Genomic DNA, 21,698 nt, shown 5'->3' with positions numbered 1-21,698 from the left:
GCGCGAGGCGCTGGATCTTCCCGCCTCCGCCCGGCTAACCTTGCCCGGAAACCTTGGAGCACCCATGTCCAGACAGCTCAACGAACCCGTCGACGCGGCGCTCGTGCCGCGTTTCGCCGGCCATTCGACCTTCATGCGCCTGCCGGCGGCGACCAGCGCCAAGGGGCTGGATGTCGCCCTCATCGGCATTCCCTGGGACGGCGGCACCACCAACCGGCCCGGCGCCCGCCATGGCCCGCGCGAGGTGCGCAACCAGTCCAGCCTGATGCGCCGCGTCCACCACGTCACCGGCATCGCCCCCTATGAACGGCTGGCGGTCGCCGATCTGGGCGATCTGGCCGTGCAGCCCATCGACCTGATGGCGGCGCTGCAGCAGATCGAATCCGGCATCGCCGCGATCTGCGCCGCCGGCGCCCTGCCGCTGAGCGTGGGCGGTGACCACCTGACGACGCTGCCGGTGCTGCGTGCGCTGCACAAGGCCGATCCCGGGCGCGGCCGGCTGGGCCTGGTGCAGTTCGACGCCCACTCCGACACCAATGACCGCTATTTCGGCGACAATCCCTATACCCATGGCACGCCCTTTCGCCGCGCCATCGAGGAGGGGATCCTGGATCCGGCGCGCATGGTGCAGATCGGCATCCGCGGTTCGGTCTACGCGGCCGACGAGCATCAATGGGCGCGGGACCAGGGCGTCCGCATCATCTATATCGAGGAATTCGCCCGCCGCGGTCCCGAAGCGGTGATGGCCGAGGTCCGGGCGCTGATCGGCTCCGGCCCCGCCTATGTGACCTTCGACATCGACGGCATCGACCCGTCGATGGCCCCGGGCACCGGCACGCCCGAGATCGGCGGCTTCACCACCCGCGAAGCGCAGGCCATGCTGCGCGGCCTGGCGGGGCTCGACATCATCGGCGCCGACGTGGTCGAGGTCTCGCCGCCCTTCGATCTGGGCGGGATCACCGCGCTGGCCGGCGCCACCATGCTGTTCGAGCTGCTCTGCGTCCTGGCCGGCAATGCCGGGGATCCGCCGGGCTAGGCGCGTATCGGCCGGCTCAGGCGGCCTTGGCCCTGCGGCGCATGGCGCCGAAGGCGAAGGCGCCGGCAACGATGCCGGCCATGGCCCATTTGAAGGGCAGGGCATCGGCCGTCTCGCTGCGGATCGGCAGGACGGTGACCGTGCCGGGGCGGGATTCGTAACCCGGCTGGCCGGCCGCTTTGGCCTCGGCGATCTGCCGGGGCGAGACCACCCACTCGGCGCCGCGCATCTTGTCATAGGTCATGAGGCCGAAGCCGACGGCCAGCGCCGTCGCGGCAGGGAAAAGCAACTGCTTGATATCAGGCATGATCCAGTCCATCCGTTGAAAGCGGCCGGTCTAGGGCCTGCGCCCTGCGGATGCAAGAACCGCGCTGGAACGGCCGCTTCGCTGGCGCGCCGAGCGGAGATCGGCGGTCCCTTGCCGAACCGCCGCCGCCCTCGCAGCCATGTGTCCGGCCGCGGCTTGTGAGGCGATGCCGGCGCCGATAACGGGAATATCACCCCCTGCCAGCCGTAGACGGACGGCAAGCACCGATGAAGGAGAATGCCATGCGCACCCTGACGCTTCTTCTGGCCGCCCTGGTCGCGGCGGGACCGGCCTGGGCCGAGGATCGCGGCGTGGCCATCGCCAATGCGCGCTACCAGAACGCGCCGGAACTGGCCGATGCCGATGCCGGCCCCGCCTCGGAGGCGATGAAGGCGGCTGGGTTCCGCACCGTGGCCGGTGCCGACCTGACCAGCACCGACCTGCGCAAGGCCCTGGCCGACCTGCTGCGGCCCGACGATGCCCCGGGGGCGCGGCTGGTGCTGCTGAACGGCCGCTTCCTGCATGGCGGCAGCGACAGCTGGTACATGGGCACCGATGCCGACCAGCCCGACCTGGTCCGCGCCGGCTCGCAGGGCGTGCCGCTGTCGATGGTGCTGGACCTGATGAAACAGGCGCAGCCGGGCGCGGTGCTGCTGCTCGGCTCGGACCGGCAGGGCATGGACCATGCCGCCGGGCTGGAAAACGGCATCGGCCCGTTGGCCCCGCCCGCAGGGGTGACGGTGATCTCGGGCCCGCCGGATGCGACCACGGCGGCGGCGGCGGCGCTGCTCAAGCCCGGCGCCTCGGTCGGAGAGGTGCTTCGCGCCGACGACCGGCTGACCCTGGCCGAGGGCGGCGACGCGCAGCTGGTTCTGGTCGCGGCCCAGGCGGATGCCGATGCCGCAGCCGACCCGCTGGAGGCGGATCGCGACCTTTGGGCCAAGGCCGCCGCCGAGGACACGGCCGAGGCCTATCGCGGCTACCTGGAGCGTTATCCCACCGGCCTTTATTCGGCGGCCGCCAAGGCGCGGCTGGAGGCGCTGGGACCGGCGCAGAGCGATCGCGACCTTTGGGCCGAGGCCGCCGCGGCCAATACCGCCGCGGCCTATGAGGATTACCTGGCGCGCTACCCCCGGGGCGAATATGCCGAGGCGGCGCAACGGCGGCTGGTCGAGCTGCGCCCGGCCCCGGAACCCGCCCCTGTCCCCGCACCGGCGCCCGTTCCGGCGCCCGCGCCCGAGATCCAGCAGCCGCGCGCGGTGGTGGCGCCGCGCCAGCCCTCGCAGGCCGAACTGACTGAAAGCCGGCTGGGCCTGAGCCGCGGCGACCGGATGACCATCCAGCGCCGGCTGAACGCGCTTGGCTATTCCACCGGCGGGGCGGATGGCGTGTTCGGCTCGCGCAGCCGCTCGGCGATCCGCGGCTGGCAGCAGCGCAACGGCTATGCGGTGACCGGCTATCTGACCGCGACGCAGCTTGGCACGCTGCGGGCGCAAGCCGCGGCGGTGACGCCAAGCCGCGACCAGCAGGACCGCGCCTATTGGCAGCAGACCGGGGCCCGCGGCGGGGTGCGCAACCTGCGCGCCTATCTGGACCGCTATCCGAACGGCATCTATGCCCAGACCGCGCGGCAACGCCTGGCCGCGGCGCTGGACGAGGACATCCCGCGCGACGAGCGCGAGGATCGCGCCTGGAACCGGGCGCGGCAGCAGGACACCGTGCAATCCTATACGCAATATCTGCAGAACTGGCCGCGCGGCGAACATGCCGAGCAGGCCCGCCAGCGCCGCAACCGGCTGATCAATCAGGGCCAGATGGGCGGCGGCGTGATCGGGCTGGACACGATCATCCGCGAGCTGGTGAAATGACCGGCAGCCGGGCCCGGCCGCTTCCGCGGTCCCGGGCCGGGGCCTAGAAACCGTCGAACAGCACCTGCCCTTCCGGCCAGCGCAGGGTGGTGGTCAGGGTGATGGTGCGCTCTTCGCCCGCGGCGATCGCGCCGTTCCAGACCAGCAGGCCGCGCTGGCCGTCCGGGTCGGTCTCGTCCGGGGCGGGATCGGCCGACCAGTCGATGCGCAGGTCCTTCTGGGTCGAGACCGGCACCTGGTCGATCACCCGCAGCGGCCATGCCTCGCCGGTCAGGTTGCGGATGCGCAGCTCGGCCACCTCCCTGCGTTCCGAGGATGACGAGATCAGCCAGCGATCCCCCTCGACCTGGTCGGGAATGCGGCGCTCCAGCTTGATGCCGGTCAGCGGGCCGAAGCCCAGCTTCATCTCGTCGCCCGCAGCGGTCAGGTCCAGCGCGCCGCGCCCGACCAGGACGCCGTCGGCGTAAAAGCTCGCGTCGCCGGGCAGGATGACCGCGCCGGTCGAATTCACCGTATCGGCCACCAGATAGGCGGTGTCGTCGCGTCGCGGCACCGCCTCGGCCACCACCTCGGGGGTCAGTTCGTGCGAATCCAGCGGCAGGCGCAGCGCATCGGCGCCGTCGCGCAGCGTGACCGGAGTCGGATAGTCATAGACCACGGTTTCGCCCACCACCCCGGCCAGGGCCGAGCCGGCGATGGCATCCTCCCCGGCCTCGGTTGGGGTAGGGGCATAGGCGCGCTCGGCGGAATCCATCGCGACCTCGGCCATCGGCGCGGCCGAGCGGCTGTAGAGCTTCGCCTCGTCCTCGCCGAGGCGCGGGAACAGCGGCTGCAATTCGCTGGGCGCCGCCTGGTCCATCGGCCGGGCGGTGGAAAGCTGCAGATGCACGCCGGTCCAGTCCTCGCCGGTCTGCTGGCGGACCAGCAGGCCGCGATCCATGCGCAGCTTGCCCTGCTTGCGCTGCAACGACAGGTCGTAGACCGGCTGCCAGCTGGCCTCGTCGGTCAGGGTGGTGATGCGGATGCGGGCCGGCTGGCCCTGGCCCTGGACGGCGACGACTAGGGCGCCGCGATCCGATTCCGGGCCGCGCAGCGCTTCCAGCCGGGCTTCGGCGCGCTCGATGTGCTCCTCGAGCTCCTCGCGGCCTTCGTCTGCGGCCTCGGCCTCGGCCTCGGCGCGGATGGCAGTCTGGCGCGCCTCCAGCAATTGCTGGCCGACCGCAGCGGAAAGCGTGCCGATGTCACTGCCGGCCATGCCGTCGGATTCGGCCAGTTTCATCAGGAATTCGATCAGATCCTCGGCCGCCTCGCCGCGGGCCTCGATCTCGGCCTTGCGGCTGTCCCGCTGGGCCAGCTCGGCCTGCAGCCGGCGCAACTCGTCCTCGGCGGCGCGCAGCTCGGGGGATTTGGCGGGCGTCTCGGGCAGGGCGCGCTCCTGCTGGAAGCCCACGGCGCCGATCACCGCGCCCTCACCCAAGATGCGCAGGCTGGCGGGGTCCACGCCTTCGGGGATGCCGGGGATCACCAGCTCATGCGCGCCGGCGGGCAGGTCCAGCGCCGCCTCGCGCGTGACGCCGGCGCCCCAGGGATAGACGGTGACATCGGTGACGCGGGCGGTCGTCTCGATGCGATCGGCAAGCGCCGGCCCGGCGAACAGGATGGCGGTGGAAAGCAGCAGATGGCGCATCGGACCCCCTCGTTCTTGATCCGGCCAAGGTCCGCGAGGGGCGCGGGAAATGCAAGAGGGCGCCCGCCCGGGCGCCCCTCACATATCCGTATCGGATCAGCCCTTCTTCAGGCAGCGATTGCCCAGAAGCTCGGCGATCTGCACGGCGTTCAGCGCCGCGCCCTTGCGCAGGTTGTCGCTGACGATCCACATGTTCAGGCCGTTTTCCACCGTCACGTCCTGGCGGATGCGGCTGACGAAGGTGGCGAAATCGCCCACGCATTCCACCGGGGTCGAGTAGCCGCCCGGCTCGCGCTTGTCGATGACCAGCACGCCCGGCGCCTCGCGCAGGATGTCGCGGGCCTCGTCCTCGTCCAGGAAATCCTCGAACTCGATGTTCACCGATTCCGAATGGCCGACGAAGACCGGAACGCGCACGCAGGTCGCCGTGACCTTGATCGCCGGATCGACGATCTTCTTGGTCTCGACCACCATCTTCCATTCTTCCTTGGTGTCGCCGCTGTCCAGGAACACGTCGATCTGGGGGATCACGTTGAAGGCGATCTGCTTCTGGAACTTCTTCGGCTCGACTTCCTGACCCGGGACATAGACGCCCTTGGTCTGGTTCCAGAGCTCGTCCATGCCCTCTTTCCCGGCGCCCGAGACCGATTGGTAGGTCGAGACGACGACGCGCTTGATGCGGGCGCGGTCATGCAGCGGCTTCAGCGCCACCACCATCTGCGCGGTCGAGCAGTTGGGGTTCGCGATGATCATCTTGTTGCGGTAATCCTCGACCGCATCCGGGTTCACTTCCGGCACGACCAGCGGGATCTCGGGGTCGTAGCGGTAAAGCGAGGAGTTGTCGATCACCACGCAGCCCTGGCTGGCGGCGATCGGCGCATAGGTCTTGGTCGCGTCCGAGCCGATGGCGAACAGCGCGATGTCGTAGCCGGTAAAGTCGAACCCTTCGATATCCTTGCATTTCAGGGTCTTGTCGCCATAGCTGACCTCAGTGCCAATGCTCCGGCGCGAAGCCAGAGCGACAACCTCATCAGCGGGAAACTGGCGCTCGGCCAGGATGTTCAGCATTTCACGGCCCACGTTCCCCGTGGCGCCGGCGACAACGACCTTGTAGCCCATTGGGGTCTCCTTCAACAAAGGACGCCGCGATATAGGGCGTTTCCCCGGAAAGGGAAAGCGAGATTTCGGCGAAACGCCTGATGATATGGCAGAATTTCGGCTTAATGCCGATGGATCCGGCGATCTGCCAGTTCCATCTCCTGCACCCAACGGGATTCCCCTGAAAAATCATGGGGAACCTGTTCGGCGCTTCGCCGGCCGGACAGCGACAGCGAGGCGAAGAAATCGAAGCCGTAGAGGTCGAGGCGCGCCATCTCCGACCGCGCGATCAGGTCGATCATCATGGCGCCGGTGGTCGGGGGCGCGCCCAGCCGGTCCTTCAGCGCCCGGTAGTCGGCCAGCGGATGCAGGTAGAAGCCGGGGCTGGTCGCGGTCCGCCAGTCCAGCCGCTTGCGCTTGGGCGACATCCACAGGATGCGATCAGGGGCGATGCGGCCGCGGTCGGCATCCGAGAGCCGGACCGCCAGCGCCAGCCAATCCGTGCGGGTGCCGTGGCTGGCGGCCGCGGGCATCGGCGCGCGGTTGATGCGGATCACCAGGTCGGCCGCGTCGATTTCACCGCCATGCCGGCTCTCGGCCAGCGCCCTTGCATTGCCGATCAGGGCGATGCGCTTGCCGGCCAGCGTCTCCAGAACCACGGCTTGCGGTGCGGAAAGCCGTTGCAGCGCGGCGTCATTGCGCAGGGTCCGCGCGATCAGGAAGCCGAGGCGGGTCACGCCAGCAGCCTGCGATAGACCTCGACGATGGCGCGGGCCTCGGCTTCGATGGCGTGGTTGGCCTCGACATGGGCGCGGGCCGCCTGCCCCGCCGCCCGGCGGCCGGCATCGTCGTCCAGCCAGTGCGCCAGCGCCGCTGCCAACGCCTCGGCGTCGTCGCGCGCCACCAGGTTGCCGGTCTCGCCGTCGCGGATCAGCGTCTCATAGGCGCCGACGCGGGCGGCGACCACGGGGACGCCGCAGGCCATGGCTTCCAGCGGGGTCAGGCCGAAGCCCTCCCACCGCGCCGGGGCGGCGAACAGGTCCAGCGCCTGATAGGTGCGCACCACCTGCTCCCACGGGATCTCGCCCAGGAAGCGGATGCGGTCCGACAGGCCGGCGGCGGCGATCCGCGCCTGCTGCGCGTCGAAGAAGGCCTGGTTGTCCGGGGTGACGCGGCCGGTGAAGACCAGCTTCGCCCGCGGGCGCTGGGGGAACAGGCGCAGCGCCGCCTCGACCAGCAGGTCCACGCCCTTCTGCGCCCGGATGCGGCCGAAGCAGCCGATGACGATGTCGTCCGGTGCGAAACCCAGTTCCGCCCGCAGCGCCGCGCGGTCGGATGCGGGGTGGAAGACCGACAGATCGACGCCGTGCAGAATCACCGTCGCCGAACGCTCCAGGTAGCTGGCGGCTTGGGGCGAGGTGGCGATCAATGCGTCCTGCTGGCGGATCAGCCAGCGGGTGAATCCTGTATGTTGTCTTTGCGCGGCCGAGGTAAACAACATTTTGTATTTGCGCCGCAGGATGCGCCGCAGGATCAGCCCTAGCGCCATCTCGGTATTGCGGCGGGCGTGCCAGACGCGCCAGCGATCGCGCGGCAGGGTGGCGGCGCGGGACAGCGGGATATGCGGCAGCGCGGGCGGCAGGCCCGGTCCGGTGGTCACGATGCCGATCATCCGCGCCTGCACCGGGATCAGCCGCACCACGGTCGCCGTCACCCCCGACAGGCGGCGTTTCAGGTTCGGCGCGACGACTTCAATATCCGGCATGTCGGTCCTCGGGGCTGAACAGGTAGAACACCAATCCGATGGCCAGAGGTATCAGGAAGAACAGGAAGATGTAACCGTAAGCCTGCGCCGGCGGATGCGTGGCCGAGGTCTGCAGATAGACCGGCCGCGACAGGAACTGCATGATGCCGACGCCCGAGATCGAGACCATGTTCATGAAGGTGATGCCGCGCCCCACCAGGTGATGCGGCAGGTAGACCCGGCCATGCGACATGATCAGCGAATAGGAGCTGTCCGAGATGCAGACCATGACCAGCAGCACCGAGGACAGCCACAGGCTGGCCCCCGGCGCCAGCCACAGCGTCGCCAGCACCGCGCAGAGCAGCAGCGTGTTCGCCACCGAGGTCCGCTTGTCCGAGCCGATCAGCCGCACCACCCTGCCCACCGACAGGTTGGCCGTCACCATCGCCAGGCCCATGCCCAGCGTCACCCAGCCGATGCGATAGTCGCTGGCGCCAAAGACCTCGGCCAGGTAGGGCCCCGCCCAGAGCCCGCGGATGCAGGCCGAGGCGGCATAGGTCACGCCCATCAGCGGCAGGATGCAGCGCAGCTCGCGCACCGCCAGCAGGTCGCGCAGCCGCGCGGGCGGCAGCTTGCCGGCCGGGCTTGCCGGGTTGCGGACGATGGCGAAGATCGCCAGCGACACCGCCAGCGTGATGAGCGCCAGGCCGCCCAGGGCTTCGCGCCAGCCGATCTGGTCGATGATCCAGACCAGCGGCGCCGCGCCCAGCATGTTGCCGAGCGAGCCGAGCCCCACCACCGCGCCGCCCGCCGCGCTCATCGAGGCCGGCGGCAGGGTGCGGGCGAAGATGAAGAAGCTGCCCATCATCACCGGCGCGCAGCCGATGCCAAGCAGTGCCATGGCGACATGGATGTGCCAGGGCGCCTGCGCCAGTGCAAAGACCAGCGCGCCGCCGGCGCCGCCCAGGGCCAGCAGGACCGACACCGCCTCGCGCGGGCCGAAGCGGTCCAGCGCCCAGCCCACCGGCAGCTGCATGGCGGCGAAGGCGATGTACCACAGCCCCGAGGACAGCGCGAGATCGGCCGGCCCCGCCCCCAGCTCGGCATGCAGCGTCGGCGACAGCACCGCCAGGAAGGCCCGATAGAACTGGCTGAGCGCATAGCCCAGCACGAGGGACATCAGTCCCGGCGACATGATCCAGCGCATTCTTTCCCGCCCCCCCTTGCGGGCGAAAGCTGCGTCACGCCGCCAGAAAGTGCAAGCCGGTGGCCGCCGTCACTCGACCTTCAGCGGGGCATCCCAGGCGGTCAGCGGCGCCTCGCTCCATTCGCCATAGGTGGCATTGGGAAAGACGATCCAGTCGGCGCCGAAATGCGCGGCGTTCTTGTCCACCGCCTCGCGCTTCGCCCCTGTCTCGGCCTTGTGGAAGGCGCCGTCGAAATCGTGCAGCGTGTCGCCCAGCAGCAGCACGATCTGGTGATCCTTGGCCACCACCGCCCGCCGCTCGACCTTCGAGGTGCCGTAAAGCAGCACATGGTCCTCCGAGACCTGCGGGAAGCCCAGCTCCTTCAGCGTGGCGATGGTCGCAGCCTTGTTCTCGGGCTCGCCGAAACGGTCCGAGACGTAATAGATCGCCACCCCGGCCTTGTCGGCGAAGTCGAAGAATTCCAGCGCGCCGGGGATGGCGCTCGGCTTGCCGTGCAGCTCCCAGTCGCCCCAAGTGTCCCAGGTGTCGTAGACATGGCATTCCTGCATGTCGCGCACCAGCAGCGGGGTGTTGTCGATCGCCGTCTCGTCCAGGTCGGTGACCACGGCCAGTTTCGCGGGGTCGTCGGCCTTGGCGATGGCGGCTTCCAGATTGGCCCTGGCCAGCGCATAGGCCTGCAATTGCAGGGCCCGGACCTCGGCCGATTGCTGCTGATAGCGCAGGCCCATGGCGAATTCCCGGACCTGGCATTGCGGCATCTGCGCGGCATCCTGGGCCAGCGCGGCGGTCCCGGTCAGGCCGGGCGCCAGCAAGGCCGATGCGGTCAGGCACAGCATCAGGCGGCGGGCGAGGCGGTTATGGAACATGGAACTCTCCCTTTTTTATGTTTTATGTGCCGGCGCGTTCTGCGCCTGACCGGGAAGGCTAGGGTTTGTTGATTGACCAGTCAAACAAAAACCGGCAGATCAGGCGGCCGCCAGCCGTGATGGCGCCTCGCGCACCGGCAGGTGGATCAGGGCGCTGAAGGCGCCGACGCCGACCCCTACCCACCAGACCAGCGTATAGTCGCCATAGATGTCATACATCTTGCCGCCCAGCCAGACGCCCAGGAACGAGCCGAGCTGGTGGCTCAGGAACACGAAGCCGTAAAGCGTGCCCATGTAGCGCAGCCCGTAGATATAGGCGACCAGCCCCGAGGTCAGCGGCACGGTCGCCAGCCACAGCCCGCCCATGACCAGCGAGAACACGATGACCGTGGTCGGCGTGATCGGCGTCAGGATGAAGGCGGCGGCGGCGATGGTGCGCAGCGTATAGATCCCGGCCAGCAGGTATTTCTTGGTATAGCGCTTGCCCAGCCAGCCGGCGAAGATCGCCCCGCCGATGTTGGCCAGCCCGATCAGCGAAATGGCGGCGGCGCCGAGCGCCGAGGTGGTGGTGATGCCGATGCCGGACAGCATGCCGCCCGGCGCGATCGGCCCGCACATCTCGGTCACCATGGCCGGGAAATGCGCGGTGATGAACGCGAGCTGGTAGCCGCAGGAAAAGAACCCGGCGAAGATCATCAGGTAGGAGGGATCGGTGAAGGCGCGCTTGAGCACCGAGCCCATGCTCTCCTCCAGCTCGCCGCGGCTGGCGGGCTTGCCGCCGCCCAGCAGGGGCAGGAAGAACAGGCAGGCCAGCACGATCACCCCGAAGATGACGAACACGCTTTGCCACGGGTAATGCATCAGCAGCACCTCGGCCAGCGGCGCGCCGAAGACCTGCCCGGCCGAGCCGGCGGCGGTGCCGATCCCCAGCGCCAGGCTGCGGTTCTCGTCGCTGGCGGCGCGGCCGATCACCGCCAGGATGACGCCGAAGCCGGTGCCGGCGATGCCGAAGCCGACCATCACCTCCAGCAGCTGCATGGTCAGCGGGTCGCTGGCATAGGCGGTCAGGATCAGCCCGGCGGAATAGAGGAAGGCGCCGATGATCACCGACCAGCGGTCGCCCCAGCGCTCGGCCAGGGCGCCGAAGATCGGCTGGCCGATGCCCCAGGCCAGGTTCTGGATGGCGATGGCCAGGCTGAACTCGGCCCGCGGCCAGCCGAATTCCTGCGCGATCGGGATCTGGAAGACGCCGAAACTGGCGCGCAGGGCGAAATTGATCAGCAGGATGATCGAGCCGCCGACCAGGACGGCGGTGAACAGCGGCGCGCGCGTGCTGGCGGACATGGCTTTTTCCTCTCTCCGGCCGGCCATTCCTGCGCCGGGGCGCGGGCGGCGTCAATGGCGCTCATTGCGCGGCGGGCGGCCGGGCGCTAGCCTTGGCCCGGTGAACCGCAAGGGGCTGTCCATGTATCAGGTCATCGGAACTGCACGCAGCCGCGCCATGCGGGTGCTCTGGCTGCTCGAGGAACTGGGCCAGCCCTATGAGCATGTGCCGGTGAACCCGCATAGCGAGCGGGTGACGCCCTTCAACCCGGCGGGCAAGGTGCCGGTGCTGATCGTGGACGGCACGCCGATCACCGATTCCACCGCCATCCTGACCTATCTGGCCGACAAGCACGGGGCGCTGACCCATCCGGCCGGCACGCTGGACCGGGCGCGGCAGGACAGCCTGACGCAATTCGTGCTGGACGAATTCGACGCAGCCCTGTGGCTGGCGGCCCGCCACAGCTTCGTGCTGCCCGAGGAGATGCGGCTGGCGGCGATCAAGAACACCCTGCGCTGGGAATTCGAGCGCAGCCAGCGCACCCTGGTGCATCGCATGGCCGAGGACGGTTTCCTGATGGGCGAGCACATGACGGTACCCGACATCATCCTGGCGCATTGCCTGACATGGGCGCTGACGGCGCGCTTCCCGATCACCGAGCATCGGCTGACCGATTACCTGGACCGCATGCGCGCCCGTCCCGCCTATTTGCGCGCCGCGGCCAGATAGGCGGCGGCACCCTGCCCGGCCCGGCGCCCGGTGGCCAGGCAGCCGGTCAGCAGATAGCCGCCGGTCGGCGCCTCCCAGTCCAGCATCTCGCCGGCGGCGAAGACGCCGGGCAGGGCACGCAGTTCCAGCCGTTCGGTCAGGCCGGCGCCGGCAATCCCGCCGGCCGAGGAAATCGCCCGCTCCAGCCCCATCGGCCCCTCGTGCCGCAGCCGCAGCGCCTTGGCACGCGCGGCCAGCCGCCCGGGCTCGGCGGGCAGGGGCTTGCCCCATTCCAGCAGCAGCGCCGCCCGGACCGGATCGCCCAGCACCCGCCGCAACCGGTTGCCGACCGACAGCTTCGCCGGGGCCCGGGCGAAGCGCCGCGCCAGTTCCTCGGGCGCAAGATCCGGTGCCAGGTCGACGAAAGCCTCGGCCCCGTCCCGCATCGCGGCCGCGACCTCATAGATGCCGCCGCCCTCGATTCCGCCTGCGCTGACCACCCATTCGCCGCGCCCGACCCGGCCCGCGACATGCAGCGCCACGCCCTTGACCGCCTGGCCGAAATGCCGGGCCATCTGCGCCGACCAGGAAACGCGAAAGCCCATGTTCGCCGGCCGGAACGGCACCATCTCGACGCCCCGGGCCAGCAGCCACGGCACCCAGGCCGCGTCCGAGCCCAGCCGCGGCCAGCTTGCCCCACCCAGCGCCAGCACGACGACCCGGGGCCGCAAGATCTGAACCCCGCCCGGCACATCGAAGCGCCAGCCGTCGCCGTCGAAGCCGCTCCAGCGCCAGCGCGTCCGCAGCTCGACCCCCGAGCCCGTCAGCCGCGCCAGCCAGGCCCTGAGCAGCGGCGAGGCCTTCATACCGACCGGAAACACCCGCCCGGTCGAGCCGGTGAACAGCTCCACCCCCAGCCCGCGCGCCCAGGCCATCACTGCCTCGGGCCCGATTTCTTTGCTCTGCAAACACCCCGGGGGAGTCCGCAGGACGGGGGCAGAGCCCCCATAATGCGCCGCAAAAGCCGCAAAGGGCTCGGCCCTGGTCAGGTTCAGCCCGGATTTCCCCGCCATCAGGAATTTGCGCGCCGGGGTGGGCATGGCCTCGGCCACGACGACCCGCACGCCCTGTCCGGCCAGCACCTCGGCCGCCATCAGCCCGGCGGGGCCGGCGCCGATGACCAAGGCCTGCATCAGCGCCCGCCGCGCGGCATCATGCAAAGCCGCAGCAGCATCCGCTCCATCACCGCCATTGCCGGCGCCTTGGACGACGAGCGCAGCACCAGGTCGGTCTCGATCAGCTGGTGGATCGCATCCTCCAGCGCCCGCATGCCCCAGTCCTGCGCCTGCCGGATCATCCGGTCGCGGCGCGGGCCGAAGACCGGCGGCCGCAGCCGCGACAGCCCGGCGCCGGGCCCGCCGGGGTCCGAGGCGCCGGCATGCAGCGCCCGGAAATGCCGCAGCGCCGCGATGCACAGCGTCACCGGGGCGATGCCCTGCCCCTCGATCCGCCGCATCAGCGTGCCGAATTCGCGCGCCCGGCCCTCGGCCACGCAGTCGATCAATTCATCGACCTCGGCTTCGATGGTGGCCGGCGCCAGCGCGGCGATCTCGGCGGGCGTCAGCGCCGCCGGATCGCCATGCTTGTAAAGCCCGATCTTCTCGACCGTCTGGCGGAAATCGCCGGGATCGAGGGCGCGGGACAGCGCCATCAGGTCGCGCATCGCATCCCGCGGCACCTCGCGCAGCCCGGCCTCATGCAGCCAGCGGCCCACCTCCTCCTCGCCGGGCGGGTCGTCATAGATCGGCGCGGTCACGGCGGCGGGATGCGGCTCGAAGAGCTTGCGCAGCGCCGAGGACTTGCCGAGCGCGCCTGCCGCCACCACGATCACCGCGTCGCCGCTTTTCCATTCGGCAATGGCCGAGGCCACCGCCGGCGTGGCCGCATCCGGCGCGTCATCGACCAGCACCACGCGCTGGCCGGGAAAGAAGCCCACCGCCTTCACGGCATCCAGCAGCGCCGCCGGATCCTTGCGCAGGTCGGCGCCGGGAATGCGGGTCAGGCGCATTTCCTCTTCGGCGCCGGGTCCGACAAGGGCCTTGACCGCCTCGGCCCGCTTCAGCGCCACGCGCATGGCGTCCTGGCCATGGATCAGCAGCGCCGGCCGCGTCGGATCGGGCCGCGCCAGATAGCGTCCGATCTCGGCGCCCTTCAGGATCATGGCACCGCGTCGGGCGCGACGGCCAAGAGCCGCGTCACCACCTGGTCGGCCAGCATCCGCGCCAGCCGCTCATGCGCGTCCTGCTCGGCGGCCATGGTGGCGATGGTGGTGCCGGTGGTGGAATAGGAGGTGAAGCTGCTGACCTGCCCGCGCGTCACCTCGCGACCGGTCGTGGCCTCGGTCAGGGTGAAATCGGCGGTGCCGTTCAGCGCATAGCGCGTCGTCACCTCGTCCGGGGTGATCGCCTGCGGCACCACGGCGATGCGCAGCCGGTAGTCGAGCAGGAAGCGTCCTCCGGCATCGGGGCCCAGCCGCTCGGCGATGCGGCCGGCAAAGCTGAAATCGTCCGGCGTGCGCGGATCGGCGGCGCGGACCTGGCCGAAGAGCCGCGTCCCCGTGCCGCCCGGCCCGTAGACCGGCGAAAAGCCGCAGCCGGCCAGCGCCAGCACGGCCAGGATCGCGCTGCGCCTAGACCACGACATTGACGATCCGCCCCGGCACCACGATCAGCTTCTTCGGCGGCTGGCCTTCCATGAAGCGCCGCACGGTCTCGTCTGCCAGCACGATGGCCTCGATTTCTTCCTTGGGCATGTCCTTCGGCACCTCGATCTCGGCCCGGCGCTTGCCGTTGATCTGGATCGGCAGCACCACGCTGTCGGAAACCAGCAGCGCCGGGTCCGCCTTGGGCCAGGCGGCATCGACCACCATGCCCTGGCCGCCGGCCTTCATCCAGACCTCCTCGGCCAGGTGCGGCACCATCGGCGCCATCAGCTGCGCCATGATGCGCAGCACCGCGCGCCGGCTGTCGCCGCCCGCGCTCGACTTGCCGATGGCGTTCGCCAGCTCATAGATCTTGGCCACCGCCTTGTTGAAGGCGAAGCCCTCGATGGATTTCGTCACCTCGTCGATGGCGCGATGCGCGGCGCGCAGCAGCTCGGGGTCGTCGCCACCCTCGGGGATCTCGTCGGCGAGCCGCCAGACCCGGGCCAGGAAGCGGTTCGCCGCCTCGGCCCCGGCGGCGGTCCATTCCACGTCGCGCTCGGGCGGGCTGTCCGAGAGCATGAACCAGCGTGCCGTGTCGGCGCCGAAATTGGCGACGATGTTCACCGGATCGACGACGTTCTTCTTGGATTTCGACATCTTGGCCGAGGGGATGATCTCGACCGCGGTGCCGTCGGCCAGCTTGCCGTCCACCACGTCCTCGGGCAGGTGATAGACCGGGCGGCCGCGCTCGTCCCGGGTCATGTAGATCTCATGCGTGACCATGCCCTGGGTGAAGAGCGCGTCGAACGGTTCCCTGGCGCTTTCGGGCAGGTGGCCGGTCTTGACCATGGCCCGGGCGAAGAAGCGCGAATAGAGCAGGTGCAGGATCGCATGCTCGATGCCGCCGATATACTGGTCGACGTTCATCCAGTAATCGGTCTCGGGCCGGTCGGTCGGCACCGCTGCGTGGGGCGAGGTGAAGCGGGCGTAATACCAGGACGAATCGACGAAGGTGTCCATGGTATCCGTCTCGCGCCGGGCCGGGCCGCCGCATTGCGGGCAGGTGGCGTTGCGCCAGGTCGGATGCCGGTCCAAGGGGTTGCCGGGCACGTCGAAGCTGACGTCCTGCGGCAGCAGCACGGGCAGATTGGCCTTGGCCTCGGGCACGGTGCCGCATGTCTCGCAATGCACCACCGGAATCGGGCAGCCCCAATAGCGCTGCCGCGAGATGCCCCAGTCGCGCAGGCGGAATTTCGTCACGCCCTCGCCATAGCCCTTGGCCTCGGCATGGGCGATGGCGGCATCGACCGCCGCCTCGCCGGTCTGGTCGGCCGGGCCGGCAAAGCCGCGCACATAGGTCACGACCTCCGACTTCAGCGGCACATAGGGCGCTTTCGCCACCAGTGCGTCGGCCTGCTCCAGCGTCATGCCCTTTTCGCCGAAGGTGGCGCGGATCGGCAGCCCGTATTTCGTCGCAAACTCGTGGTCCCGCTCGTCATGCGCGGGCGAGCCGAAGATCGCGCCGGTGCCGTAATCCATCAGCACGAAATTCGCGATCCAGATCGGCAGCCGCCAATCCGGATCCAGCGGGTGGCGCACGGTCAGCCCGGTGTCGAGGCCCAGCTTCGGCGCGGTCTCGATGGCTTCCTCGGTGGTGCCGATCTTGCGGCATTCCTCGACGAAAGCCGCGACGGCCGGGTCCTTGGCGGCCAGCGCCTTGACCAGCGGGTGATCCGGCGACAGCGCCACGAAGCTGGCGCCCATCAGCGTGTCGGGGCGGGTGGTATAGACCTCGATCTGCGGGAAATCCGGCAGGTCCACGGTGTCGAAGCGGAATTGCAGCCCGCGCGACTTGCCGATCCAGTTGGCCTGCATCAGCCGCACCTTCTCGGGCCAGCCTTCCAGCCCGTCTAGCGCCGCCAGCAGCTCGTCCGAATAGTCCGAGATCCTGAAGAACCACTGCGTCAGTTCCTTGCGCTCGACCATAGCGCCGGATCGCCAGCCCTTGCCGTCGATCACCTGCTCGTTGGCCAGCACGGTCATGTCGACCGGGTCCCAGTTCACCTGCGCCGACTTGCGGGTGACCAGCCCGGCCTCCAGCATGTCCAGGAACAGCGCCTGCTGCTGGGCGACATAGGCGTCGTCGCAGGTGGCGAATTCGCGGCTCCAGTCGATGGACAGGCCCAAGGGCTTCAGCTGGCCGCGCATGGTGGCGATATTGCCATAGGTCCAGTCGCGCGGATGGCCGCCCTGCTCCATCGCCGCGTTCTCGGCCGGCATGCCGAAGGCGTCCCAGCCCATCGGATGCAGCACGGAAAACCCCTGCGCGCGCTTGAACCGCGCCACCACGTCGCCCATCGTGTAGTTGCGCACATGGCCCATGTGGATGCGCCCCGAGGGATAGGGGAACATCTCCAGCACGTAATACTTGGGCCGCTCGTCCCGCACGGCGCGGAACGTATCGGCCTGCTCCCACGCCTCTTGCCAGCGCGGTTCGCTGATTGCGGGATCATAGGGCATGGAAACCTCCGGGCGACAGATTGCCCGCAGGGTATTAGCCGCTTGCCCGATGCAGGTCCAGCGGGCTCGGCGGGATCAGAGGTTGCGGTCCTGCACCCGCAGCTGCCGGGCCCGCGTCAGGATCGCATCCTCGACCGCGCGCACGGTATCGGGCGCCACGGCAGCCCCGCCCGCCCCCTGCAACGAGACCTTGAGCGCGCGCGCATCCAGCGCCGGGTCGCTGACCTTGATCGTGGCGCGATAGGACCGCCCGCCGCCCGGCGGGGTGCCGTAGCCGGTGACGATGACGCCGGTGAAGGGGTCGATCGACTGGATCGGCAGGAAGTTCAGCACGTCCAGGCTGGCGTTCCACAGGTATTTGTTGACCGCCACCGTGTCGTTGGGGTTGCGCCGGTCCGAGAACACGTCCCAGATCGTCTCGCGCCGCTCGACGGCCTGCGGCTGGGCCTGGCGATTCCCGCCGCCCGGCATCGAGGTCGCCGATCCGGCCGAGCCTGCCGAACCCAAGCCCGAGCCGCCCCCCGAACAGGCGGCAAGCCCCGCCAGGATCAGCAGGGCGGCGGTCAGCCGTGCGGCGCGTCTGGTCATCTGATGTCCCCCGGATCGTCCTTGCCGCGAGCCATAGCGCAATTCCGCCCCTTGCGACAAGAGAGGCTGCGCCCCTGGCCCGCGATCCCCCGTCCCGGAGGGGATATGGCTCGCGCGCGTAAGGGCGTCCGCGGCGGGGCGGGGGGCGTTGCAACGGGGTGTGGCCCATGTGCATCACAGCAGGTCGGAATCGGGCTAAGCCGATGCGATTCCGTTGCAATGCAGGGGGGAAAGCGCGACACAACTGGCATACCCCAAACCGGCATACCGGGTGGGGCATACGAGAGAGACAAGAGGGAAACATCATGAAAAAGGCTCTTATCGCCTCCACCGCGCTGGTCCTGACCGCGGGCGTTGCCGCCGCCGACGTGACCATCTCCGGCTATGGCCGGACCGGTGTGATCTATTACGAAAACACCGCTGCTCAGGACGCCGCTGGCCAGAACGAGTCGCGCGTCGTCAGCCGTCTGCGGATGAACATCGACGCTTCGCAGTCGACCGATTCGGGCGTCGACTTCGGTGCGCGCTTCCGTCTTCAGTGGGATCAGGGCAACGGTGTCGGCGCTCTTGGTTCTATCGCAGGTGGCGGCGATGCGAGCTTCGACGACGTGAACGATCTTCTCAGCGGCCGTGGGTGGAGCGCTGCTACCAACGCGGGGAAACTTTGGGTCAGCGCCCAAGGCTTCACCGTCGAAGTCGGTAACGTCGACACCGCTTTTGACTCGAACGGTCTGCTTTACGCGACCGAACTCGGAGCCTTCGACCGCTCCGTCGGTTTCAGCGATGTAGCAGGTACTTTCTTTGCTTATGCAGCTGGTCCTTATGCCCTTCAGGAAATCGATCGTGTGGGCATCCGGGCTCTTTACACCCTGGGTGATCTGACCCTGCAAGCGTCGTATGTCGATCCCGATCAGTCGGGCCTGACCGACGCGCTCTCGGAGGAGCTGGGCCTCGACGGCCTGATGGAAGAGGAGATCTCCCTTTCGGTCGACTATACTTGGGATGACCGTCTGGAACTGTCCGCCGCTGCTGCGTTCAATGGTGGTGGCATCGACGGCAACGATATCTTCTTCCTCGGCGCCCGTTATGCCGTCATGGAAAATGCCCGCGTCGGTCTGAACTACGTGGACGGTGGCGATGAAGAGGATGGCTTTGACGGCCAGACCATCGCGCTCTATGGCGACTACACCCTGGCCGATGGCCGCACCAACATCGAAGCCTATGTCGCCAACAATGATCGCGACAGCAACGAAACCGACAACGCGTTCGGTATCGGCGTGAACTACGACCTGGGCGGTGCCCGTCTGGGTGCGTCGCTTCAGCGCGACTACGACGAGCGCGTGACCGCCGACATGGGCGTGCGCTTCGAGTTCTGATCCTTCGGGATACGGAAAACAGGAAGAGCGGGCCTTGCGCCCGCTCTTTTCTTTTGGAAATCATGCCGCCATGGAACTGGATGACATCAGGCGCCGCATTGCCGCGGCCGAGAAAGCCGCCGAACGCGCGCCTGGCGCCGTCACGCTGATCGCCGTCAGCAAGGTGCAGCCCCCCGACCGGGTCGAGGCGGTGCTGGCGGCCGGCCATCGCGTCTTCGGCGAAAACTACGTGCAGGAGGCGGCGGGGAAATGGCCCCGCTGGCGCGAGCGTTTCCCCGGCATCGAGCTGCACATGATCGGCCCCCTGCAGACCAACAAGCTGAAACCCGCGCTGGAGCTTTTCGACGCCATCCACACGCTCGACCGCCCCTCGCTGGCCGAAAAACTGGCGCGGCAGGTGCAGGCGCGCGGGGCCTGCCCGCAGCTTTTCGTGCAGGTGAACACCGGCGCCGAGCCGCAAAAGGCCGGCGTCCTGCCGGACGAGGCCGACGCCTTCATCGCCCGATGCCGCGCGCTGGACCTGGCGATCACCGGGCTGATGTGCATCCCGCCCGAGGATCTGGACCCGGTGCCGCATTTCCGCGCCCTGCGTGATATTGCCGCACGCAACGGGTTGGCCGGCCTGTCGATGGGCATGAGCGCCGATTTCGAAACCGCCATCGCCGAGGGCGCGACCTATGTCCGCATCGGCAGCGCCATCTTTGGTGCGCGCGACTACGGCTGACCGCGGGGGCGCCCCGGTCCGTTAAGCCTTTATTAGCAATAAGGATGCGGGGCGGGCGGCGACGGGATAAGGTGCCAATGTGGGTCGCGTGATTCGCTTGGGTTCCCGTCATGTTGTTGATCAGTAGTCTGCTCAGTTTGGTATTCGCCGGCCTTGCCGTGGATGTGACCGGGACCGCCCGCACTCCCGGCGGCGAGCATGACCCCGACGACCCGCCTTTTCCTGAATCATCCGATCGCGACGCGCCCAAGGGGCTGACGACCGAGGGCAGCGAGGGCTCGGACTGGCTGGCCGGCGGCGATGGCGACGACCTGCTGACCGGCCTTGGCGGCAACGACGACCTGCATGGCGGGCTGGGCAGCGACACGCTGCTGGGCGGCGACGGCACCGACTGGATCTATGGCGACGGCGACTATGGACCGGGCGGCGACGATTCCATCGACGGCGGCGCGGGCGACGACTATCTGGCCGGGCAGGGCGGCAACGACACCGTGCATGGCGGCCCCGGCAACGACACGATCTTCGGTGGCGAGGGGGACGACCTGCTGACCGGGGGCGACGGCGACGACTGGATCTCGGGCAATGCCGGCAACGACACGCTGATCGCCGGCGGCGGCGAGGATGACCTGGACGGCGGCGAGGGCGACGATTTGCTGATCGGCTCGGCCGAGCCCGAGCGGGCCTGGCTGCATGGCGGGGCCGGCCGCGACACGCTGCAGCCCGGCCTGGGCGATTTCGCCGAGGGCGGCGAGGGCGAGGATCTGTTCCTGCTGGACGTGCCGGGCGAGGATCTGGACGATCCGGGCGAGACGCTGCCGGTCATCGCCGATTTCGACCGGGATCTGGACCGAATCGAGTTGCGCTATCACGGCGACGGCGCTGATCCCGTGGTCGCGCTGGAGCACGAGACCGACGGATCGGCGGTGATCCGCGTGGACGGGGTGGCGGTGGGCCGGGTGTTGCAGGCCGAAGGGCTGCGGGTTGCCGACATCGCCCTGACGCGGATCGCACCGGGCGGCTGAGCCGCAGAAAACCCTTTCCTTTTCGGCCGATTTTGCCTATACGCCCGCATCCGACCGGGCGATTCCGGCGGATCTCTCCACGGGCCTGTGCTGGACGACATCCCGGCCTGTGCCATAACCCTTTGATCCTGAAAGGAGACCCCGATGTCGATCACCGTCGAGGAAAAGAACCGCGTGATGACCGAATTCGCGACCAAGAAAGGCGACACCGGCTCGCCCGAGGTGCAGGTCGCCATCCTGTCGTCGCGCATCGCCACGCTGACCGAGCATTTCAAGACCCACAAGAAGGACAACCATTCGCGTCGTGGTCTGCTGAAGCTGGTCGCGCAGCGCCGCAAGCTGCTGGACTACCTGAAGCGCAAGGACGAAGCCCGCTATACCGACCTGATCGGCAAGCTGGGCCTGCGCCGCTGACCGGCCGGCCGCGATCCCGCGGCCCTTGGATTGCAGGAAACGCCCGCGGCAAAGGCTGCGGGCGTTTTTCGTTGCGGTGCGGCCGGTCAATTAAAATCCAACGGATTGCTTTCTGGATTCCTAACGGGCGACCTTTATCCTGTGGCTGTCTTCAAGATGGAGATCGTAAGATGGTAATCAGTTCACTTTTCAAGCCTATTTCCTCTTCTGCCCCAGCCGCCGCCTCGGGGGCCGGTTCGACGCCCTTGCAGGCTGTCTCGAACGCCTTGGGTGCGCTGGCCGGATCGCTGCTGGGCGTGAGGCCCGCGGATGGCGACGGGGTCCGGTTCGACTTCTCGTCCCAGGCGATGCAGGCTTCTGCCGATGGCGCGGCCCCGGCCGATGAACCACCGGCCCCTGTCGCCGCCGCGGCCGCGAAGCACCCGGTGCCCGAGGCTGCAGCCCCTGCCGCGGCCCAGGCCCCGGCCGGGGGCGCCGATCCGGCGGAGGCGGCAGCGGGGCCGG

At 69.0% G+C, this 21,698-nt stretch carries 21 protein-coding genes; 8 read left to right on the top strand and 13 right to left on the bottom strand.

Features of this window, described 5'->3' with window-relative positions; translation table 11 throughout:
* Window positions 1-64 precede the first annotated feature (64 nt).
* Window positions 65-1,036 (top strand): agmatinase, encoded by a 972-nt coding sequence (speB, locus tag I9P22_RS13930; RefSeq protein WP_199260078.1) that lies wholly within the window; start codon window positions 65-67, stop codon window positions 1,034-1,036.
* Between the two features lie 16 nt (window positions 1,037-1,052).
* On the opposite strand, the gene I9P22_RS13925 is transcribed toward speB, so the two are convergent.
* A complete protein-coding gene (locus I9P22_RS13925) occupies window positions 1,053-1,343 on the bottom strand; it encodes a hypothetical protein (RefSeq protein WP_199260077.1) in 291 nt (96 codons plus the stop codon).
* Between the two features lie 242 nt (window positions 1,344-1,585).
* Here I9P22_RS13925 and I9P22_RS13920 point away from each other — a divergent pair, with 242 nt between their 5' ends.
* Window positions 1,586-3,211 carry a peptidoglycan-binding protein gene (locus I9P22_RS13920; protein ID WP_199260076.1) on the top strand — a complete coding sequence of 542 codons (1,626 nt, stop codon included), beginning with the start codon at window positions 1,586-1,588 and terminating at the stop codon, window positions 3,209-3,211.
* Window positions 3,212-3,254: 43 nt separating this feature from the next.
* On the opposite strand, the gene I9P22_RS13915 is transcribed toward I9P22_RS13920, so the two are convergent.
* From I9P22_RS13915 to I9P22_RS13885, 7 genes are all read right to left on the bottom strand, one after another.
* Window positions 3,255-4,898, bottom strand: a complete 1,644-nt coding sequence (locus tag I9P22_RS13915; RefSeq protein ID WP_199260075.1) for a DUF4139 domain-containing protein — start codon at window positions 4,896-4,898, stop codon at window positions 3,255-3,257.
* A gap of 96 nt (window positions 4,899-4,994) precedes the next feature.
* Window positions 4,995-6,017, bottom strand: a complete 1,023-nt coding sequence (locus I9P22_RS13910) for an aspartate-semialdehyde dehydrogenase (RefSeq protein ID WP_199260074.1) — start codon at window positions 6,015-6,017, stop codon at window positions 4,995-4,997.
* Window positions 6,018-6,118: 101 nt separating this feature from the next.
* A complete protein-coding gene (locus I9P22_RS13905; protein ID WP_199260073.1) occupies window positions 6,119-6,733 on the bottom strand; it encodes a glycosyltransferase family 29 protein in 615 nt (204 codons plus the stop codon).
* Complete coding sequence (locus tag I9P22_RS13900; protein ID WP_199260072.1) at window positions 6,730-7,761, bottom strand: glycosyltransferase family 4 protein; 1,032 nt, start codon at window positions 7,759-7,761, stop codon at window positions 6,730-6,732. Before I9P22_RS13900 ends, I9P22_RS13905 begins: the two co-directional genes overlap by 4 nt.
* Window positions 7,748-8,947 carry an MFS transporter gene (locus I9P22_RS13895; RefSeq protein WP_199260071.1) on the bottom strand — a complete coding sequence of 400 codons (1,200 nt, stop codon included), beginning with the start codon at window positions 8,945-8,947 and terminating at the stop codon, window positions 7,748-7,750. Before I9P22_RS13895 ends, I9P22_RS13900 begins: the two co-directional genes overlap by 14 nt.
* 69 nt (window positions 8,948-9,016) lie before the next feature.
* Window positions 9,017-9,814: a 5'-nucleotidase, lipoprotein e(P4) family gene (locus tag I9P22_RS13890; RefSeq protein ID WP_199260070.1), complete on the bottom strand. Its 798-nt coding sequence runs from the start codon at window positions 9,812-9,814 to the stop codon at window positions 9,017-9,019.
* A 99-nt stretch (window positions 9,815-9,913) separates the two neighbouring features.
* Complete coding sequence (locus I9P22_RS13885; RefSeq protein WP_199260069.1) at window positions 9,914-11,158, bottom strand: MFS transporter; 1,245 nt, start codon at window positions 11,156-11,158, stop codon at window positions 9,914-9,916.
* A 121-nt stretch (window positions 11,159-11,279) separates the two neighbouring features.
* Between I9P22_RS13885 and I9P22_RS13880 the strand changes: the two genes are divergently transcribed.
* The gene (locus tag I9P22_RS13880) at window positions 11,280-11,867 is read left to right on the top strand and encodes a glutathione S-transferase family protein (RefSeq protein ID WP_199260068.1); all 588 of its coding nucleotides are present in this window, start codon (window positions 11,280-11,282) and stop codon (window positions 11,865-11,867) included.
* On the opposite strand, the gene I9P22_RS13875 is transcribed toward I9P22_RS13880, so the two are convergent.
* The 5 genes from I9P22_RS13875 to I9P22_RS13855 form a co-directional block, all read right to left on the bottom strand.
* The gene (locus tag I9P22_RS13875; RefSeq protein ID WP_199260067.1) at window positions 11,843-13,039 is read right to left on the bottom strand and encodes a TIGR03862 family flavoprotein; all 1,197 of its coding nucleotides are present in this window, start codon (window positions 13,037-13,039) and stop codon (window positions 11,843-11,845) included. The two genes, I9P22_RS13880 and I9P22_RS13875, sit on opposite strands and share 25 nt — an antisense overlap.
* Window positions 13,039-14,067 carry a DNA polymerase III subunit delta gene (gene holA / locus I9P22_RS13870; protein ID WP_199260066.1) on the bottom strand — a complete coding sequence of 343 codons (1,029 nt, stop codon included), beginning with the start codon at window positions 14,065-14,067 and terminating at the stop codon, window positions 13,039-13,041. Before holA ends, I9P22_RS13875 begins: the two co-directional genes overlap by 1 nt.
* On the bottom strand, window positions 14,064-14,549 hold the full coding sequence (gene lptE / locus I9P22_RS13865) for an LPS assembly lipoprotein LptE (protein ID WP_199260065.1): 486 nt from the start codon (window positions 14,547-14,549) through the stop codon (window positions 14,064-14,066). Before lptE ends, holA begins: the two co-directional genes overlap by 4 nt.
* The gene (leuS, locus tag I9P22_RS13860; RefSeq protein ID WP_199260064.1) at window positions 14,536-17,070 is read right to left on the bottom strand and encodes a leucine--tRNA ligase; all 2,535 of its coding nucleotides are present in this window, start codon (window positions 17,068-17,070) and stop codon (window positions 14,536-14,538) included. Before leuS ends, lptE begins: the two co-directional genes overlap by 14 nt.
* Before the next feature lie 75 nt (window positions 17,071-17,145).
* Window positions 17,146-17,658, bottom strand: a complete 513-nt coding sequence (locus I9P22_RS13855) for a DUF3576 domain-containing protein (protein ID WP_072461442.1) — start codon at window positions 17,656-17,658, stop codon at window positions 17,146-17,148.
* A 305-nt stretch (window positions 17,659-17,963) separates the two neighbouring features.
* On the opposite strand from I9P22_RS13855, the gene I9P22_RS13850 reads away from it, so the two are divergent.
* The 5 genes from I9P22_RS13850 to I9P22_RS24585 form a co-directional block, all read left to right on the top strand.
* Window positions 17,964-19,034 carry a porin gene (locus I9P22_RS13850; RefSeq protein ID WP_181180883.1) on the top strand — a complete coding sequence of 357 codons (1,071 nt, stop codon included), beginning with the start codon at window positions 17,964-17,966 and terminating at the stop codon, window positions 19,032-19,034.
* Between the two features lie 70 nt (window positions 19,035-19,104).
* Window positions 19,105-19,758, top strand: coding sequence for a YggS family pyridoxal phosphate-dependent enzyme (locus I9P22_RS13845; RefSeq protein ID WP_140848155.1), 654 nt, complete (start codon window positions 19,105-19,107; stop codon window positions 19,756-19,758).
* Between the two features lie 110 nt (window positions 19,759-19,868).
* Window positions 19,869-20,780, top strand: coding sequence for a calcium-binding protein (locus I9P22_RS13840; protein ID WP_140848157.1), 912 nt, complete (start codon window positions 19,869-19,871; stop codon window positions 20,778-20,780).
* Window positions 20,781-20,924: 144 nt separating this feature from the next.
* On the top strand, window positions 20,925-21,194 hold the full coding sequence (rpsO, locus tag I9P22_RS13835) for a 30S ribosomal protein S15 (protein ID WP_024842753.1): 270 nt from the start codon (window positions 20,925-20,927) through the stop codon (window positions 21,192-21,194).
* Between the two features lie 170 nt (window positions 21,195-21,364).
* On the top strand, window positions 21,365-21,698 hold a 334-nt coding region (locus I9P22_RS24585), incomplete at its 3' end, for a hypothetical protein (protein WP_233253394.1).

The sequence above is a fragment of the Paracoccus binzhouensis genome (assembly GCF_016446475.1).
GTDB classification, from domain to species: Bacteria; Pseudomonadota; Alphaproteobacteria; order Rhodobacterales; family Rhodobacteraceae; genus Paracoccus; species Paracoccus binzhouensis.
Note: the sequence above shows the minus strand (reverse complement) of the source record. Positions and strands in the feature narration are given on the sequence as shown.